This window comes from Ruminiclostridium papyrosolvens C7, from assembly GCF_000421965.1.
Classification (GTDB): Bacteria; Bacillota; Clostridia; order Acetivibrionales; family DSM-1351; genus Ruminiclostridium; species Ruminiclostridium papyrosolvens_A.
Genome location: NZ_ATAY01000033.1, coordinates 1 through 18062, shown reverse-complemented (window position 1 = coordinate 18062; position 18062 = coordinate 1). Strand labels below are relative to the sequence as shown.

Below are 18062 nucleotides of genomic sequence, written 5' to 3'. Positions count from 1 at the left end.
GAGTGTAGGAAATGATATAATTGATACATTAACTACAGTCGTCAAACAAGGAGGATAAGTGTATGCAGTACCGCGAATTGGGTAATACCGGGATAAAGATATCAGCTTTGGGATTTGGTGCAATGAGATTACCACAAACAAATGTTGGGGGTCAAACGGTTTTTGATACCGAAGAGAGTATTAGGATGATACATAGGTCTTTCGAGTTGGGTGTGAATTATATTGACACAGCACCTTACTATTGTGAAAAGCAAAGTGAGGAGATTGTCGGAAAAGCCATAAAGGGCTGGAGAGACAAAGTTTATCTTTCAACCAAAAACCCTATTGAAGATGATTCCGGTGTACATTATAGAGAAAGACTTGAAAATTCGTTAAAGAAACTTGATACTGACTACATAGATTTTTATCATATGTGGGGAATAAACCTTGAGGCCTTTGAACAGAAAATAAACGTAAAGGACGGCCCACTTTCAGCTGCATTAAAAGCAAAAGAGGAGGGCTTGATAAAACACCTATCCTTTTCATTTCATGACAAGGCTGAAAATATGATAAAGTTAATTGATACCGGGTACTTTGAGACAGTGTTATGCCAGTACAATATGCTGGACAGAAGCAATGAGGCCGGCATAGCTCATGCGCGTGAAAAAGGACTTGGAGTCATAATTATGGGTCCAATTGGCGGAGGAAGACTTGGAGCACCTTCTGAAGTAATCAGTAAATTAATTCCCGGTGGAGCAAAAAGCAGTGCCGAACTTGCTTTGAGATTCGTAATTTCTAATCCGAACGTTACATGTGCATTGTCAGGAATGAGTAACATGGCTATGGTTGAGGAAAATGTACAGGTTGCATCAAATGAGGAGCAGCTTTCATACGAAGAAATCATTGCAATAAATGAGGCAATGGAGCAAAATAAAAAGCTGTCTGACTTGTACTGTACCGGGTGTAACTACTGTATGCCGTGCCCAAAGGAGGTTAACATTCCTAAAATATTTGAATTTATGAATTATCATCGTGTTTATAAATTGACGGATTACGCAAAAGCTGAATATAAGAGTATCGGAACCAATGAATGGCTTAAAGGAAACCGAGCTGACGCATGTGTAGATTGCGGTATATGTGAGCAGAAATGTCCTCAGAAAATACAAATACGCAGACAATTGAAGGAATCAGAAAAAGAATTGGCTTAATAACCATATCTGAGTTTTATTCAGGGTCAGTGGAAAAACTTCCGCTGACCCTGTTTTACAATTAGTCCGATTGAATTATATGACAATATTATAAGAATAGGGTATAATCCGAACAGGTATCTTGATTTTACTTCCCAGAAAAAGTAAAACCCCAGATAAAATAATATGGTATAAACCAGAAGTTCAGTTTTAAAATCCCTATACTTTACACAGCTCCAAAGATAATAGGCTACCAGGGCGAGGGTTATCCAGTTGTACGTGTGCAAAAACCAGTCCAGAGCTCCTCTTAGGATTTTGTCACCTGGTTCTGCATATTTTATGAGGGGAGTATTGTAGAGTTTGAAATTCTCAGGTTTAAGTGTTTGGCTTAAACCGTAAAAATTAACATTGTAGGTTCCTTCTGTCCATGTCCAGAAGGTTTTTTTAATATATCCTTTTAAAGTATTTTTTCTTCCTATGTTCTCATATTTATCAATAATATCGTGGATAAAAAATCTGGAAGCCATTTTGGGGTCGCACTTGTAGCGTGAAACAAATATAGATGTATTACGCCCTCCGTCCCAATAGCCCAGCTTACTGTCAGATGGGAATCCTATGTTAATCCATCTCCATATGGGATTTGCATGAATACCAACCGGTTCATCTATAATACCGCTTTTAAATCCTATAAAACTGAATAATCTCAGGGGTAGTGAGAACGCAAATATTGCTATGATAATTCCTGCAATGACTTTTTTTGAATTTAGTGTGCGACTGAAAACTTTGCTGTTTAGTGTCCAGTAAACCAGAACTGCAAGCAAAAACAACAGTGCAACGCTTCTTGTAAAATTCCCCAGCATAAGGAGCAATGCCGTGTATATTGCATATTTTACAAGGGAAGTCCTTACAAATCTTACAGAGTTAAGGAGTCCTGCAGTGCAAAGGGAAGTACTTATAGTATCGCCATATGTAAGGTTGTCCAGAATAATTGCAGGCAGAAAACAGACAGTCATTAGCAGTACGCCACAGGAATAATTTACTTCATTAGGAAAAAGTTCCTTGTAAAGCCTATACGTCAGCCAGGCAGTCAAAGTTGAAAATATTACATTGCAAAACCTGAGAGTAAGAAGATTATCAGGAAGAAATAAATAAAGGAAAGAAAAAAGCAATGTAATACCTATGTTATTTGGGTAATATCCAAGATAATTACCTACTCCCAGAGAAGAAAACTTGCCATGGAGAAATTCCCGTGCAAAGCCTTCTACAATAGCAGCATCTTCATAGGCATTTACCGGAAACATTAAAATATATACGACCTGTACGGTGAAGTAAATTGAAAGGATGGTTAATATAGTTTTTTTTTCATTAAGTCGGTTCAAAATACGACCTACACCATAAATACTCAAAAGCAGCAAAAATATAGGTATTGAAAGGCCAATTAGTATTAATGGCTTTTGAGGCATTATTCTCGGAAGAGGGTTGGATTTCGCTCTGAGCAGCAGAGTCAGCAGCCACATGGATAGAAAAAAACAATGACAGAAATGTAAAGGCCAGAAATTTCATTTTGTCAGCAATATCTCTCAAGAACTATCCCTCCAAGTGAAAAATAAGTAAATGCTTTTTCCTGCTATCATAATGTAACCTATAGAGTTTTTATAATACGTGTTAAATTTTTGTTTTCTTGTAATCATTGACTTTGCTTACAGCATACTGCTACAATTACAATAAATTCATAAGACAGTTCGTAACCATCCTGTCTGTAAACAAAACTACGGGCCTGCTATCGGAAGGATAGCTTATTTTGTTTACAAAGGGCATATGCCCTTTTTTCTTTACGTTTGGAGGATTTTTTATGAGAAAAATCGGAATTACAACTACAGTTCCTGTAGAAATACTGCTTGCAGCAAAATGCAATGTAATTGACCTGAATAATGTATTTATATCCGGCGATAGCTATTCAGAGGATATAGAAAGGGCGGAAAGAGACGGCTTTCCCAAAAGTTCCTGTGCATGGATAAAAGGAATTTATGGAGCATGTCTGCGATATGGTATAAGTGAAATTGTGGGGGTTCAGGAGGGGGACTGTTCCAATACCGGAGCATTGCTTGAGGTTCTGAAGACAAGAGGAATAAAAGTGTATCACTTTTCTTATCCGTTATGTCATAACATTGCAGATGTCACTTTAGAATTAAATAAATTTATGAAAGCTTTTAATGTCAGTCCAGAACAGGCGGAAACTGTAAGAAAGACTTTGAATGCCATAAGAGACCGCGCCAAAGCTATTGATGAACTTACTTACATAGACAATAAGGCTACGGGCTTTGAAAATCATATATCACAGGTAACCTTAAGCGACTTTGACGGGAACCCGCAAAAATGTGCCGAATTCCTTGAAGCAAAAATAAGTGAAATTACAAAAAGACAGCCGAGAAAACAGGTGTTGAGACTGGGTTATATAGGTGTACCGCCAATGATTTGTGATGTTTTTGAATATGTCGAAAGGTTTAATGCTTGTTTTGTATATAATGAAGTGCAAAGAGAATTTTCCTTTCCAAGGGCAGAACAAGCTAAAAATATATACGAACAGTATTATGATTACACTTATCCGTATGATTTGGAATTCAGGCTTATGGAAATAAAAAAACAAATTGGGATTAGAAAGCTTGACGGCATTGTCCATTATACTCAGTCCTTTTGTCACAGAGCCATACAGGACATTGTAATAAAACAGGAACTTGACATTCCTGTATTTACCATAGAGGGAGACAAGTCCAATTGTCTTGATTCACGGACAAAGCTGAGGCTTGAAGCCTTTTTGGATATGCTGGGAGATTTAAGGGGGCTTAAGTAATGAAAAGACTTGGAATTGATATGGGTAGCAGGGAAGTAAAAATAGTTCTTATGGATAAAGATTCAATCATACATAAACAAAAAATCAGTACAATGGCTTTTTATAAAAACTACTGTTCATATAATAATGGAAAACTGAAGGTTGATGTAAGCAGGCTGGGAATTAGTGAAGAGGTTGTTGCAGTATCAACGGGATATGGCAGGAATAACACAGATATCAGTATGTTCAGGCAAATAACAGAAATAAAGGCTCATGTATACGGAGCAATTCATCAAACCAATTTGAAAGAATTCATCTTGCTGGATGTAGGAGGCCAGGATGTAAAGGTAGTAAAGGTGGAAAAAGGCCTTATAACTGACTTGGAGATGAATGATAAGTGTGCTGCCTCTTGTGGAAGATATCTGGAAAATATGGCAGGAGTTCTGGAAATTTCACTTGAAAAATTAACAGAATACTACGAAGCACCTGTAGAGCTGAACTCCACCTGTTCTGTTTTTTCAGAATCGGAACTCATAGGTAAAATAGCGGAAGGGGTTTCAATGGAGAGATTATGTGCCGGAGTAAATTATTCGCTTTATAGGAAACTTAGACCCTTGCTTTTTAAATTTAAAGGAAAAAGGCTGGTTATGTCGGGAGGAGTAGCAAAAAGCAAATCACTTGCCTATTACCTTGCAAATGATTTTGATGAAATAATAAAGCTTCAAGAACCGCAATTTAACGGTGCAATCGGGTGTTGCAGCTATGGTTCGTTTTTTTGATTTTTTTACCTTTTTACAAAAATATTTTTTGGACACAATATAAAAAGAATAAATCTATTTTAATTAGTTCTCTTACCACGGCACAGCAAGCAGGGAGGGATTTATTATTAAAATAATAGGTAGATTTTTGGAACCGGGTCAGGTAGGCGGTGTAGTTGATTCACTTAGAAACAGCGGAATCAACAGGCAGGATATGATAATCAGCAGTTTCGATGAAGCAAAGTTTCGAAGCATGAATGCTGATGCCATAGATAATCATATAAGTGCCACCGTGAAAACTGAACAGGATGACCCCGGCAGGTTAAAGTCTTTTCTTGAAAGTTTAAACGAATTGAATCATAACAGCGGAATAGTAGTGTTTGTTAAAGCTGCAAGACACAAAGCTCAGGAAGTAAAGTCGGTTATGGAACAATCCGGAGCCGTCGAGATTAAGATTGATGATGACAAAGACTAAAAAATATTGTAAATCAGAGGAGGATATTTATATGCATAAGTCTAAACCGGATGACAGAAGTGATAATGTAGAAAGAATACAAGCCAATATCAATCATACAATCAGAAATATGGAAGCAGCAGATGAACTGATTGAAAAAACTGATGACAGTAAAATGGCAAAAACCTTGGAAGAAAAAAATGACAGAAGACGTGATGCACTTGAAGGCTTCAGAGCAGAAATAAGAGATGAAGCCTTGGACCAGAAGCGCAGAGAAGATTAAAAAAACAAGGGGCTGCACGCAGCCCCTTGTTTTTTATCTATTTTTAGTTTCATTCTTAACTGCAATCGTGATTGTTACAGCAAGTCCACCCCAGAGGAAAATCGCGCCAAATAGAAAGAAAGCTATGGATGTAGCAGTCATCTACTTCACCTCCTCAGAATTATAAGAGGTAATACTTCTGTCCTTCCAAGGTCTTTGACATAATATCAAAGATAAACCAATTCCTATTATTACCACACTCCAACCGAATGCAAGCAGTGCTTTTTGTGAATATCCTCCGTATGGTTTCATAATTTCATTTATAACGTTAGAAATAATCATGAAGGTCAGGACAGATGGAGTTACGAATTTTACCATCACATTCCACCACTTTCCTACTGAAAAATAGGAAATGGGATTGGTATGTTCTCTTATCTTAGAAGCTCCGAACAACCATCCTATGGTTACCGCTTCGAGTAAGCCTACAGTTACAATTCCATATGAATTTACAAAGTTGTCTATAATATCAAGGAAATATAACCCTGCTCCGGTAGAATAAACTATACTTATGGCATACCCAACAAGGCAAACCAAAGAAACAACTTTTTTTCTTCCGGCTCCTGTTTTATCAATCAATGCAGAGGACGAAGCTTCAACCAGAGATATGGAAGAAGTTATTCCGGCAAAAACAAGACATATAAAGAATAACACGCCAAAGAACTTGCCTATTCCTCCCATAACCGTAAACACTTTAGGGAAAGCTACAAATGCAAGCCCGATACCCTGTGAAGCAACTTTATCTACCCCTACCCCCTGTGTTGAAGCCATGTATCCTAATATTCCGAAAACTCCTATTGCAGACAGGAACTCAAATCCACAGTTGGCAAAGGCTGTCATAAATGCACTATTGTTTATATCTGTCTTTTTTGGAAGATAACTAGAATAAGTAATCATAATACCCATAGCGAGGCTCAATGAAAAGAAAACCTGACCATATGCAGCTATCCAGACTTTTGGCTCCAGTACTTTTGACCAATCCGGTGTAAATAGCTTGTTCAATCCAAGACTTGCTCCCGGAAGAGTTACGCCCCTGATAACAATGATTATCATTGCAACTACAAGGGTGGGAAGCAGAATCTTATTTAACTTTTCGATTCCGCCGGAAACTCCTTTATAACATACAAACCAATTTAGAAGCCAGATAATAGTAATCCCAACAAATACCGGCCATACAAATCCACCTAGCTTAAAAGGACTATCAGACATTTTTAAAAAGTCCTTAAAGAAAAATGAATTGGTATCAGAGCCCCAGGCCTGCGTAAAGCTCAAAAACAGGTAATTGACGGCCCAACTAAGTATTAGAGTGTAGTATGTCAATATAATAAATGAATTAATACTCGGCCACCAACCCAGCCACTCCCACTTTTTATTTGCTCTGGCAAATGCCAAGGGTGGAGAACCTTTAAATTTGTGTCCCAACCCATACTCCATAATCATTAACGGTATTCCGGCAGTCAATATGGCGAAGAAATATGGGATAAGAAAAGCACCTCCGCCGTTGGAATAGAGTACATACGGATATCTCCATATATTACCCAGCCCCACAGCTGAGCCAATGGCAGCAAGGATAAATCCGGCTTTTGACCCCCACTGATCCCTCTTTTGCGTCATTTTAATACACTCCTTATTAATATATTTTTTCCCTAATTAAAATAAAAAAGATTATTATAGCCACTTTTGTCTTCTAACAGTTTACTACCCTAAATATAGTGACTAGATAATAATAGCAAGGATGAAAAAATAATTCAATTAGAATATATTAATTTGTTAGCAAGAAATAATTAACATAATACATTAATAGGAGTATTGTTGTAAAAAAAATGTATAAAAATAACTGCTTGAAATATTCATTCAAGCAATTATTTTTTACTGTTTTGACTTAACCCTATAGCTTATCGGCGAATCGGACCAATTCCATATTAAACTTATCTTTTTCCTCGAAAAACAGACTGTGTCCGCTGTATTCAAAAGGTACGAGCCTTGAGTTTCTAATGGCCTTTCTCATGACTTCTGCCAAAGGAAACAGGCAAACACGGTCGTGTACGCCGTGAAGTATCAGGGTGGGAACCTGAATTTTGGGAAGGTCGTTAAAAAGGCTTTCGTCCCGGAAGGTTTTGGCACATTCTGCCGTTGCCCAGCTGGCTGCCTCAAAGCCAAGTTGGAAAAACCAGTCAGATAAGGCCTTGGTTATCGGTTTGTAAAAAAACATTGGTGCAGTATCCAGAAGCATTTGTGGGCGGTTGACATATACACTCTGGATTATTTTTGTTATATCTTCTTTGGGAAGACCGTAAGGAAAGTCGGGGCGCATAGTCAGACTTGGTGCAGCAGCAGCAAACAGTGCCAGCTTTGAAACACCATATCCATTGAATAGCGACATATAGCGTATAACAGTAGCACCTCCCATTGAATGGCCTGTCAGAACGAAGTTTTTAAGCTTCAATGCATCAACTACACAACGGACATCTTCAGCCAACCTGTTGTAGTCATAACCCCAAAAAGGCTTACTTGAATTTCCGAAGCCTCTTGTATCCATACCAATACATCTGTATCCCATTTTAGGAAGTACATTAAATTGATATTCAAATGCCCTATGGCTTAATGGCCAGCCGTGTACAAAAAGAATCGTTTTTTTACCATAAGGATTAATATCATTTACATAAATATTTACATCCTGCTCTGTCTTTATGGTATACTCCATAATTATTCCTCCAAATAATACAAGAAATTCTATAATATAATATTCAAGTTTCATTAATTGAGTGTGTTAAATAAAAATTAGCACTTGAGAACAAAATACTAAAGAACAAATAAATATAAACTTTAACGGAGGAAAACATGAGTCTGTTTCTTGGTAAAATACATTACTGGCTTTACAACAAAATTATCTGGTATGAAAAAATTGAGATGGATATTATTAAATGGGCTCAGGAAAAGGAATTACCGGTAGGCACCTGGGTTCAGGATATAAACGAAAAACACGGCCCTCCTTTGGGTTCTGAGCCCTTGGAACAATTGATTGATACCTCAAATATACACGGGTGGCTTCAGGAAAGAATAGAAAGTGCAGAATTAAGACAGGCGGCTATTGTAACTCAGGTATTAAACAGGAGCATAGATTATAAGAATGATTTGACTGAGATTTATAAAAATCAGGGAAGAGGTGCCGCCGGAGATTATAAAGGAGAAACATCTGTACCGGAGGATGTATTTAACGCATTGAATGACTATATCCTTGAGGGAATGCCCTGTGACCGTGTGAACGAAATAGTATCAAGCAGCGATAACGAGTTTGTCTGGAAGTCTGCAATATGCCTTCATACACCATATTGGAAAAAGGTTGAGGGAAATGTGAATAATTTTTATGAACTTAGGGAGGCTTGGGTAAAAGCATTCGTAGAAGAGCTGAACCCAGATTTTATTTATAAAAGGTCTGCAGATAATACACACAGTATATCCCGTAAGTAGAAAGGAAGACAATATGAATTGCATTGATTTGATGGTAGATGAACATAAAAATATAAAGCGTATGCTGAAAGTCATCCGTGCATACTGTTACAAGATTTTAAAGGGTGAACAGGCAGAGTATGAGGATTTTTTTATAATAATTGATTTTGTAAGAAATTATGCAGATGCCCACCATCATGGCAAAGAAGAAAAACTTCTTTTTGACAGGATGGAAAAGGAGATGGGGCCAGCAGCACAAAAGCTAGTAAGACATGGCATGTTGGTTGAACATGATCTCGGACGGCTTCATATGCAGGAACTTGAAGCTGCTGTAAAAAGGGTCATGGAAGGTGAGGATGAATCTAAACTTGATATAATTGCCAACGCAGTTTCATATACGCACCTGCTTTACAGGCATATTGAAAAAGAAGATGGAGTAGTATACACATTCGCAAGGAATAATTTGGTTAAAGAAACAATGGACAAACTGAACTATGAATGTGAAAAGGCAGAAAACAAGGCACAGGAACGGCATTTACAGGAGAAATACCTTAAAATGATAGAAGTGTTTGAACAAAAGATATTATAGAAAAACCGGCTAATCGCCGGTTTTTCTTATTTGAACACTTTAAATCTTGATTCAATTGGCTGAAATTGCTTTTCATCAGGTGATGCAGTTGGTTTTCCGAATGGCATCTGGGCAACAAGCCTCCAGTTCAAGGGGATTTTCCATTCAGTTCTGACGGCATCATCTATCAATGGGTTATAGTGCTGAAGAGAAGCTCCTATACCTTCAATTTCCAAAGCAGTCCAAATTACATATTGTAACATTCCGTTTGACTGTTCTGCCCAAACCGGGAAATTATCCTTATACAGTGCAAATTGCTGCTGTAGGGACTCGATAACAGAGTTGTCCTCAAAAAACAAAACAGTACCATAACCACTTCTGAAAGAGTTGATTTTTTGTTCCGTTGCTGAAAAGTTTTCAGGCGGTACAACCTTACTAAGGGCATCCTTAGTTATACTCCACAATTTGTCATGGTTAGCTCCCAATAATAATACAACTCTTGCACTTTGACTGTTAAAGGCTGAAGGTGTGTGGAGAACCGCATCTTTTATAATCTCCTGAATCCTTTCATCAGAAACAGGAATCTGCTTATTAATTTCATAGTATGTGCGTCTGTCTTTTACTGCTGTGTAAAAATTCTTGGACAAAACAACTTCCTCCCTTATTATTAAATTAGTTATAAATATATTAATATTTAATATACCAACATTAACATACCAATAAACATATCTTTTACAATAATAAGGTAAATATCCGTAAAAACTACTTTTATTGTCTTTCGGGATATATTCCCTGTGTAGCTATACAAAAGACAGTATTTGGATCTGGTTCCGCACCTCTTAAATCAGGTAGCCCAAACGTAGTACTGCCATTGCCGCCGAACTGAACTCCCAGCAGTGAAAATAAGGCGGTATTTGTTTGAACGTTTAAAATCGAACCATTACAAATCGTCCAACCAGATGGGACATAGGAAAACGGAAAGAGCTTTATCATACCTAAAATAGGTAAATCCATTATAATAACCTCCCTAAAATAAAACTGTTTAATTGGGTGTAGGATACATGCCTGTCATTGCAATATAATAAGCCATAGGGCGTTTTGCCTGGTATGCACTTGCTTTTAGCAGATTTGGAACTGCGAAGGTCTGATTAGGAGTACCTCCAAACTTATTTCCAATTAATGAATATAATGCCTGATTCTGTGCAACCGACAATTGTGTTCCATCACACAATTGCCAATCGGTTGGAGCGAATCCTAAGGCAAAAAGCTGAATCTGACCTATGAAAGGATAATCCATAATAATAGCCTCCCTGAGCCGCAGAACGGCTAAAATAAATTTTAAAAGTTGAAATTATATAAAAAATCAACCTAATTCCTTGTAGGATAAAGACCTTCTATTGCTATGTAATACTTTGTATTCGGTACAGGCTCTGTGCCTAATAGATTAGGTAGGGCAAAGGTTGTTTTACCGTCACCGCCATAAGAAATTCCCAGTAACGAATACAGTGCTTGATTTTGTGCGATGTTTAATAACTGGCCATTACACAAAAGCCATCCTCGCGGTACAAAGGTAAATGGGAAAAGCTCAATTTCACCTAACATCGTCTCCATATAAACACCTCTCGCTGATTTAATATATTGTAATTATATATTATCGTGTAAAAATATGTCAATAGGATGTCATAAATAATGACAATTAGAAAAATTTTGATTGTAATTTTGATTAAGTTACAATATAATAATATTATCATTTAATGTAAAAAAATACAAATTTTAAATATGCAGGGAGGAAGTACATATGGGTAATACCGCATTAACCGGTCAAGTTTCAGCATCCAGTTACATAGCTCCTTTTGAGGCGGCAAGAGCAGTTGACGGAATATTAAAGCCTGTCAACAGATGGGTTGGAGAAGTACCTTGTACTCTTAATTTTACACCAAACCAATTGTATTGTGTAAATCGGTGGGTTGTAAATGGCATGCCTACAGTGGGGTGGGATCCTCAGCAATACTATTTGCTGACTTATTCTTTACAGGGTAGTAATAACAATACTTCATGGGTGACCCTCGATACAGTTGATAACACAAATACCAGCACAATAACGTATAGTTCGGACAGAACATTTGTTCCTACTGCCGCATATACTTATTATAGGGTTAATGTAACAAAAGGGCTAAAATGTAATCCCAACATCGCTTCGATTTCCAATTTCCAATTGTTTTCTGTTGACCCAACAAGCCCATATCTATCAAGTTTGACGATAAACAGCGGTACACTTACACCTGCTTTTACTAAAACTACGTTTGCGTATACGGCTTCAGTTGACTATAGTACGACCAGTATTGTAGTAACTCCTACCGCAGAAACTCCGACTGCCTATGGCCAAAACGCGGTTATTAGGGTAAATGGAGCTGTAACCGCAAGTGGAGCAGGAGCAGCTGTGAACCTTGCAGTCGGTGTCAATACCATAACTATTGATGTTACTTCGGCGGTTGGGTACATAACTCAGAGATATACCCTGACTGTCACAAGGCTTAACAGTAACAAACTCACGAGTCTTTCAGTTCTTAACGGAACCACAGTACTTCCGATGACACCGAATTTTGATAAAAATACTTTCGGGTACACGGTAGAAGTTGATAGTACAGTTCAAAGCGTAATGATAAATGCTACATGTGAAAACCCTGCATCCACTATGACAATAAACGGAGGAGCTGCTGTAAGTGGTACACCATACGGGCCGATTCCACTACAGACAACTGGGGATACAACTGTAAATGTCATAGTATCTACAGCATCAATGTCATCGCAGACGTATACGGTAACAATTAAGAGGAAAGAGGATTTGACTTTATACAGTTTATCTGTTAAAAATGGAAAAACATCGCTTGTCTTGCAGCCAGCTTTCAGCTCAACACAATATCAATATTCCACAAGTGTCAGTGGAACTACAAGCTTATCTGTAACACCAACTGCTAGTAATGCTAATGGTGTTAATATTACTGTTAACGGTAATACGGTAGCAAGTGGTTCGCCATATACCGCCGCAAATTTGCAAATAGGAGTTAATACGATTAATATCGATGTTACATCGAAGAATACAGGAAATAAAAATACTTATATATGTAATATAACAATATCTTAATTAATATTTGGCCACACTCTGGTTTTATGCCATGAGTGTGGCTATGCTTATAGGAGGGGCAGATGTCAAAAACATTTAAAAGGATATCTATGGTAATTTGTATTTTACTTTTCAACGTTATACTGGCATATAATACGGGTTATGTCTATGCAGAAGCACCACAGGATCAAGATTTTGATCCACTTTCGGCTGTTAGTGTAAATGGACCATACCAAATAGGAGATCTGAATTTTAACACTGATGGTATTATTGACGTTAGGGGTTGGGATGCATTAAGTTATGAATTTGGTTACGGTCGTACAATAAATGGTTTTAGCGGTATGGCAATTAGTAATGATCCGGATTTAAATAAAAGCCCTACATACTTCGCATTTGAATCAGCAATAGAAAGGACATTTAAGTTGGAGTCGTTGTACGCATTGATAACCGATGTGGTCTCTTCGACTCAGGTGGATATCAAGGGATACAATGGTTCGTTAGAATGTGTGAATGTAAAGGGTATTGATTTTACTAAACCGGGTACTACCACATATGGTGATGTTACTTATACAAATAATGTATGCAACTCCACAGATGGTGAGTACGGCGGACTTCTTTCTTTCGGAGACAGTTGGTATGATATTAACAGAGTAGTAATTACTCATACGAATACTAATCAGCCCTTGTATATTTCTCTAGACAGCCTTGATTTCTCAAACCTGACAGACCTTTCAATAGACAATGCACCTGATACAACTGAAGGGCAGAGTGCAATCTTTAAGGTAAATCTTACAAGGCCTTACACAAATGCTATAACTGTTAATTACTCAATCAATACCGATTCTGCAACAGCAGATGATTTGGGTACATCTGTATTGAATGGTACAATTACTATTCCAGCCGGGCAACCCTATGGGACAATAACGATACCTATAAAAACTGATACAGACTTTGAACAAGACGAAGTATTTAAAGTTACTATTTCAAACCCAAGTGTAGGCGGTATTATAAAAGGAGAGGCTACCTGTACCATAAAAGCCAATGGTACTCCTCCAAAAGTAGTAGAATTGAGCATTGATAAAAGCAGTATAAGTGAAAATGGTGGTTCTGCAAAAATAACGGCTACTCTTTCAAATAAAACCTATGAAAATGTAAAAGTTAATCTTGATTTTTCAGGTGCGGTAGCAGGAACTGACTTTAACTCTCCGACTTCTATTTCCATACCCGCAAACAGTTTATCAGGTTCAGTTGACATAACTACGCTGGACGACGATATCTTTTCAGGCGGTAAGAGTGTAACCGTTGAAATAAGCACTGTTGAATATGGAGAAAAAGGTACAATTACTTCGCGTGCGCTGACAATTACTGATGACGAAACCGAGCCAAAAGTCAATTTAAGCATAACTCCGGCTTCAATATCAGAAAACGGAATTGATACGGCAACCGTAAAAGCTACTCTTACAAATAAATCAAGCAAGGATGTAACAGTAAAATTGTCATTCTCAGGTGCTATGAAAGATAAGGATTTTACAGTTTCAAACGAAACTATTACAATTCCCGGCAAACAGACAGAAGGTTCAGTAGTAATTAAAGGAATACCAAATAATAAATTCAATAATGCAAGGATGCTTGCAGTAAGTACCTCCGATGCCGATGTTACAAACGGAAGTACGGGAACCGTTAAATCAGTTGATTTAACGATTACAAACGTAGACCCAAAACCCAAGGTAACAGTAGATCCTGTTGAATTCGATGAAAAGGATACTAGTGCCTCAAAGGCGATATTTACGGTTACACTCTCCGCGGTCAGCGATGAAGATATCACTGTAGATTATGCAACATCAGACGGATCTGCAAAGAGTCCTAAAGATTATACAAGTTCATCAGGAACATTAACCATACCAAAAGGCGAAACAAGTGGCACAATACAAGTAGGTGTAATAAATGACACATTGGATGAAGATGACGAAGATTTTTCACTTGCCATAAATAATCCTGTGGGCGCAGATCTGGGTGCTTCTTCTACTGCAAAATGTACTATAAAGGACGATGATGCTGCACCCGACATAGTTGTATCAAATGCAGAGGTAGATGAAGATGATTCGGATAATAATACCAAACTGATATTTAATGTTCAGCTTTCAGCAGAAAGCGGAAAAAACGTAACGGTAAATTACTCAACTGCTGATGGAACCGCTACTCAAGGATTGGATTATACAGCTATTACTAATGGAACTCTGACGTTTAATCCGGGTGACACAAGCACACAACAAATTGAAGTGACTGTTTTAGGGGACGATTTACTTGAGCCAAATGAGACAGTTACACTGGATTTGACAGCTGCTAATGCCAACAAGCTGAATTATACAGCTACGGGTACAATTAAGGATAACGATAAGTCAACAATCTCTATAAAAGATGCATCTATAACAGAAGGGGCTAACCCCAAGATTGAATTTAAGATATCATTAAGCAAACCTTGTTCCCAAAGCGTAACTGTCAAATACAGGACAAAAGACGGTAGTGCGGTAAAGGTTAGCGATTATGTTCAAAGTGAAGGTCTTGTTACTTTTGCAAAAGGTGAATTCGGGGATAAGACTATTACCATTGACATAAATGACGATGAAATATATGAAGGAGTAGAATCCTTCGATGTAGAACTGTTTGATTTATCAGAGCCATCCGTAGAAATGGGGAAGGCTACAGGAACAGGAACTATAAATGACAATGAATCCATACCGTTAATATCCATTGAAAACATTGGTGAAGTAGAGGGTAATTCGGGGAAGACTACGGCTTCTTTTACAGTAACCCTTTCAACAGCGAGTGCAAAGGATATATATGTAGATTATGCTACATCAGATGGAACTGCAAAAGCTGGAAAAGACTATACAGCGGTGGCAGGCAAACTGAAAATACCTGCCGGATTGAAAAGTGGAACAATCCATGTAGAAATTGTAGGAGATTCCTTATATGAGGATAATGAAACATTTTCATTAAGTCTTTCAAATCCTTCAGCTGAAGCGGAAATAAATCCTCTAAAAGGAACAGCGGTGTGTACAATAAAAGACGATGACCTGGCACCAGCCTTTACCTTAGACGAGAGTAAGGTAAAAGTTGCAGAAGGAGATTCCGGAAGTACACAGATAGTGTTTGATGTAACGCTTTCTGCGGTGTGCGAAAAAATAGTTTCCGTCGATTATGCAACAGAAGACGGAACAGCGACAATTGCTGATAACGACTACACTCCGTTGTCTGGCAAGTTGGAATTTGCTCCCGGTGAAATATCCAAGTCAATAACAGTAAATGTAAACGGAGACAAAAACGGCGAGCCTGACGAAAATTTCTTTGTGATTTTGAAACCTGAAAACGGAGATATTAAAGCAGAAGGAATCATAGAAGACGATGATAGAGCTTTTATTAAAATTTTAAAAAAGAAAGATGGTACGGAAATTGCAAACGGTAATACCGTTAAATTTGAAGATACAAAAACAGGCAAGGAAAGCGAATTGGAGTTTACAATATCAAATACCGGTAATAGTGACCTAACAGAGGATGGTATAAATAAATTAATATCAATAACAGGTTCGGATTTCACTATAAAAAATGGACCTGTAAGTCCTATTTCAGGAAAAGGCTCAGTTTCCTTCGCCATAGTATTTAAGCCGTCTTCTGCTGGAACAAAAACGGCCGAAATAACCATAACAGGCAAAGACGCAGTAAATAGTCCGATTAAGTTTAAAGTGTCAGGAACCGGCACATCAGACAGTCCGACAGGAGGCGGTACAAATCCTGAAACACCGTTGCCAAAAGAAACAATAGACATAAATGTAGGAGATCATACTCTGAAAAATATCTCTGTTGACGTTCAGAATGAGAATAACACTAAAACCACCACAGTAAATCTGGATGAAACGGAAGTACAAAAAACCCTTAATGAAATGGAAAAGACGAATCCTGATAAGGAAAAGAAGGTAGTAATTCCTGTTAGCAACAATTCCGATAAAGTTGTAGGAGAGTTAAAGGCCAGTACATTAAAGGCTATGGCAGATATGGATGCAACCATTGAAATCAAAACGGAAAATGCATCGTATACCTTACCTGCCAACAATGTCAATATAGACGAGATAGTGAAAAAACTGGGCGGTAACCCTGAACTTAAAGATATTTCAGTTAAAGTCACAGTAACCAAAGCTTCTGAAGATAAATCAGAAAAGATAAAAGATGAAGCTACTCAAAAAGGCTTTGAGGTAAAGGGTAAACCTGTTGAATTTGAAATATCATTTGTAAATGCAGGCAGGGAAGTTACAGTTTCTTCTTTTAACCATTACGTTGCAAGAACTGTAGCAATACCGGAGGGAATGGATCCTAAAAAAATAACTACAGGTGTTGTGTGCAATCCTGACGGATCATTTACACATGTACCAACGGCAGTTAATATTATCGACAACAGGTACTATGCGAAGATAAACAGCCTGACAAACAGCACATATGCACTTATATACAATCCATTAACATTTAAGGATGTGGAAAAACACTGGTCAAAGGATTACGTAAATGATGCAGGTTCAAGGCTCATAGTCAGTGGAACGGGAAATGGGAATTTCACTCCCGACAGAGCTGTTACAAGGGCAGAATTTGCAGTAATGATAGTAAAGGCTTTGGGCTTGAAAGGTTCTCAGTTTGCTGATAATTTTTCTGATGTGGGCAAGGATAATCCATATTATTCATATATCTGTACTGCATACCAATACGGAATTATTACGGGCTATACTAACGGAAAATTCGGGCCAAATGATTTGATTACAAGAGAACAGTCAATGACAATGATTTCAAAGGCTATGAAAATAGCAGGAATGGACACAACACTGACAAATACCGATAATCTGAACAAAAACTTCTCCGATTCCCGCGATATTTCAAAATGGGCAAAGAACGGAGCGGCTATCTGCGTCAACAGCGGATTGTTTGTCGGTAACAAAGGAAAGCTCAATCCTAAAAATAATGTTACAAGAGCTGAAAGTGCTACAGTAATAATAAAGCTTCTAAAAAATGCACATTTAATTTAAGGCATTTACAAAAAAATAGCTTCTGCAAAATTTGATGTTTTGCAGAAGCTATTTTAATTTTTGATATATGTATGTTTAAAAATTAGGAAATTACGGTAATTGGTTCACTCAAGTAAGATATTTTGTTTCCTGATTCATCTATCTGTGCAACATAAAAATCATAGCTTCCGATTAACGTATCGACTGTTAAAGTTGTATCTGTAGTTTCCATACATTTTTCAGGTAAGTCGGTTGATCCGGTTGCCGCTTTGTATATTGCATACCTTGTACCAGATGTACCATCCCATGCGAAGCTTAACTGCAAACCTGACCTGTTTGTCAAAT

19 protein-coding genes are annotated in these 18062 nt (G+C 37.6%); 9 read left to right on the top strand and 10 right to left on the bottom strand.

The genetic code is table 11. From position 1 onward, the window contains the following. Window positions 1-62 precede the first annotated feature (62 nt). A complete protein-coding gene (locus tag L323_RS31490) occupies window positions 63-1187 on the top strand; it encodes an aldo/keto reductase (RefSeq protein ID WP_020815644.1) in 1125 nt (374 codons plus the stop codon). A 26-nt stretch (window positions 1188-1213) separates the two neighbouring features. Here L323_RS31490 and L323_RS31485 read toward each other — a convergent pair whose 3' ends face one another. Then, entirely contained in the window at window positions 1214-2467 is a 1254-nt protein-coding gene (locus L323_RS31485) for a glycosyltransferase family 39 protein (protein WP_242835274.1), read from the bottom strand. Window positions 2468-2531: 64 nt separating this feature from the next. Beyond that, a complete protein-coding gene (locus tag L323_RS41640; protein WP_242835273.1) occupies window positions 2532-2750 on the bottom strand; it encodes a hypothetical protein in 219 nt (72 codons plus the stop codon). A 268-nt stretch (window positions 2751-3018) separates the two neighbouring features. Between L323_RS41640 and L323_RS31480 the strand changes: the two genes are divergently transcribed. The 4 genes from L323_RS31480 to tlp all read left to right on the top strand — a co-directional run bounded on the left by L323_RS31480 (window position 3019) and on the right by tlp (window position 5491). Then, window positions 3019-4017, top strand: a complete 999-nt coding sequence (locus L323_RS31480) for a 2-hydroxyacyl-CoA dehydratase family protein (protein WP_020815643.1) — start codon at window positions 3019-3021, stop codon at window positions 4015-4017. Continuing rightward, a complete protein-coding gene (locus L323_RS31475) occupies window positions 4017-4775 on the top strand; it encodes an acyl-CoA dehydratase activase (RefSeq protein ID WP_020815642.1) in 759 nt (252 codons plus the stop codon). Before L323_RS31480 ends, L323_RS31475 begins: the two co-directional genes overlap by 1 nt. 127 nt (window positions 4776-4902) lie before the next feature. Beyond that, window positions 4903-5229 (top strand): hypothetical protein, encoded by a 327-nt coding sequence (locus L323_RS31470; protein WP_020815641.1) that lies wholly within the window; start codon window positions 4903-4905, stop codon window positions 5227-5229. A 31-nt stretch (window positions 5230-5260) separates the two neighbouring features. Next, window positions 5261-5491 (top strand): small acid-soluble spore protein Tlp, encoded by a 231-nt coding sequence (gene tlp / locus L323_RS31465; protein ID WP_020815640.1) that lies wholly within the window; start codon window positions 5261-5263, stop codon window positions 5489-5491. Between the two features lie 33 nt (window positions 5492-5524). On the opposite strand, the gene L323_RS41075 is transcribed toward tlp, so the two are convergent. The 3 genes from L323_RS41075 to L323_RS31455 form a co-directional block, all read right to left on the bottom strand. Next, window positions 5525-5632: a MetS family NSS transporter small subunit gene (locus L323_RS41075; protein ID WP_020815639.1), complete on the bottom strand. Its 108-nt coding sequence runs from the start codon at window positions 5630-5632 to the stop codon at window positions 5525-5527. After that, window positions 5633-7141: a sodium-dependent transporter gene (locus L323_RS31460; protein WP_020815638.1), complete on the bottom strand. Its 1509-nt coding sequence runs from the start codon at window positions 7139-7141 to the stop codon at window positions 5633-5635. A 274-nt stretch (window positions 7142-7415) separates the two neighbouring features. Further along, window positions 7416-8231, bottom strand: coding sequence for an alpha/beta fold hydrolase (locus L323_RS31455; RefSeq protein WP_020815637.1), 816 nt, complete (start codon window positions 8229-8231; stop codon window positions 7416-7418). 137 nt (window positions 8232-8368) lie between these two features. On the opposite strand from L323_RS31455, the gene L323_RS31450 reads away from it, so the two are divergent. Both L323_RS31450 and L323_RS31445 read left to right on the top strand, forming a co-directional pair. Beyond that, window positions 8369-8998 carry a hypothetical protein gene (locus L323_RS31450; RefSeq protein ID WP_020815636.1) on the top strand — a complete coding sequence of 210 codons (630 nt, stop codon included), beginning with the start codon at window positions 8369-8371 and terminating at the stop codon, window positions 8996-8998. Window positions 8999-9011: 13 nt separating this feature from the next. Beyond that, window positions 9012-9566, top strand: coding sequence for a hemerythrin domain-containing protein (locus L323_RS31445; RefSeq protein ID WP_020815635.1), 555 nt, complete (start codon window positions 9012-9014; stop codon window positions 9564-9566). Between the two features lie 26 nt (window positions 9567-9592). On the opposite strand, the gene L323_RS31440 is transcribed toward L323_RS31445, so the two are convergent. From L323_RS31440 to L323_RS31425, 4 genes are all read right to left on the bottom strand, one after another. Beyond that, window positions 9593-10192 (bottom strand): nitroreductase family protein, encoded by a 600-nt coding sequence (locus L323_RS31440; protein ID WP_020815634.1) that lies wholly within the window; start codon window positions 10190-10192, stop codon window positions 9593-9595. A 121-nt stretch (window positions 10193-10313) separates the two neighbouring features. Beyond that, window positions 10314-10559 (bottom strand): phage tail protein, encoded by a 246-nt coding sequence (locus L323_RS31435; protein WP_020815633.1) that lies wholly within the window; start codon window positions 10557-10559, stop codon window positions 10314-10316. Window positions 10560-10587: 28 nt separating this feature from the next. Then, window positions 10588-10842 carry a phage tail protein gene (locus L323_RS31430; protein WP_020815632.1) on the bottom strand — a complete coding sequence of 85 codons (255 nt, stop codon included), beginning with the start codon at window positions 10840-10842 and terminating at the stop codon, window positions 10588-10590. Window positions 10843-10913: 71 nt separating this feature from the next. Beyond that, complete coding sequence (locus tag L323_RS31425; protein WP_020815631.1) at window positions 10914-11156, bottom strand: phage tail protein; 243 nt, start codon at window positions 11154-11156, stop codon at window positions 10914-10916. 187 nt (window positions 11157-11343) lie between these two features. On the opposite strand from L323_RS31425, the gene L323_RS31420 reads away from it, so the two are divergent. Together L323_RS31420 and L323_RS31415 are read left to right on the top strand one after the other, a co-directional pair. Continuing rightward, complete coding sequence (locus L323_RS31420; protein WP_020815630.1) at window positions 11344-12690, top strand: cadherin-like beta sandwich domain-containing protein; 1347 nt, start codon at window positions 11344-11346, stop codon at window positions 12688-12690. 62 nt (window positions 12691-12752) lie between these two features. After that, complete coding sequence (locus L323_RS31415) at window positions 12753-17738, top strand: Calx-beta domain-containing protein (protein WP_020815629.1); 4986 nt, start codon at window positions 12753-12755, stop codon at window positions 17736-17738. Between the two features lie 82 nt (window positions 17739-17820). Here L323_RS31415 and L323_RS31410 read toward each other — a convergent pair. Next, the coding region (locus L323_RS31410) for a hypothetical protein (RefSeq protein WP_038275684.1) at window positions 17821-18062 on the bottom strand (242 nt) is incomplete at its 5' end.

Bases quoted from the DNA above. Each gene is read 5' to 3' on its own strand.
- L323_RS31450 (WP_020815636.1), top strand. From the start codon at position 8,369: ATGAGTCTGTTTCTTGGTAAAATACATTACTGGCTTTACAACAAAATT.
- L323_RS31420 (WP_020815630.1), top strand. From the start codon at position 11,344: ATGGGTAATACCGCATTAACCGGTCAAGTTTCAGCATCCAGTTACATA.
- L323_RS31485 (WP_242835274.1), bottom strand. From the start codon at position 2,467: ATGTTTCCGGTAAATGCCTATGAAGATGCTGCTATTGTAGAAGGCTTT.
- L323_RS31425 (WP_020815631.1), bottom strand. From the start codon at position 11,156: ATGGAGACGATGTTAGGTGAAATTGAGCTTTTCCCATTTACCTTTGTA.
- L323_RS31430 (WP_020815632.1), bottom strand. From the start codon at position 10,842: ATGGATTATCCTTTCATAGGTCAGATTCAGCTTTTTGCCTTAGGATTC.
- L323_RS31490 (WP_020815644.1), top strand. From the start codon at position 63: ATGCAGTACCGCGAATTGGGTAATACCGGGATAAAGATATCAGCTTTG.
- L323_RS31475 (WP_020815642.1), top strand. From the start codon at position 4,017: ATGAAAAGACTTGGAATTGATATGGGTAGCAGGGAAGTAAAAATAGTT.
- L323_RS31460 (WP_020815638.1), bottom strand. From the start codon at position 7,141: ATGACGCAAAAGAGGGATCAGTGGGGGTCAAAAGCCGGATTTATCCTT.
- tlp (WP_020815640.1), top strand. From the start codon at position 5,261: ATGCATAAGTCTAAACCGGATGACAGAAGTGATAATGTAGAAAGAATA.
- L323_RS31435 (WP_020815633.1), bottom strand. From the start codon at position 10,559: ATGGATTTACCTATTTTAGGTATGATAAAGCTCTTTCCGTTTTCCTAT.
- L323_RS31480 (WP_020815643.1), top strand. From the start codon at position 3,019: ATGAGAAAAATCGGAATTACAACTACAGTTCCTGTAGAAATACTGCTT.
- L323_RS31445 (WP_020815635.1), top strand. From the start codon at position 9,012: ATGAATTGCATTGATTTGATGGTAGATGAACATAAAAATATAAAGCGT.
- L323_RS31455 (WP_020815637.1), bottom strand. From the start codon at position 8,231: ATGGAGTATACCATAAAGACAGAGCAGGATGTAAATATTTATGTAAAT.
- L323_RS41075 (WP_020815639.1), bottom strand. From the start codon at position 5,632: ATGACTGCTACATCCATAGCTTTCTTTCTATTTGGCGCGATTTTCCTC.
- L323_RS31415 (WP_020815629.1), top strand. From the start codon at position 12,753: ATGTCAAAAACATTTAAAAGGATATCTATGGTAATTTGTATTTTACTT.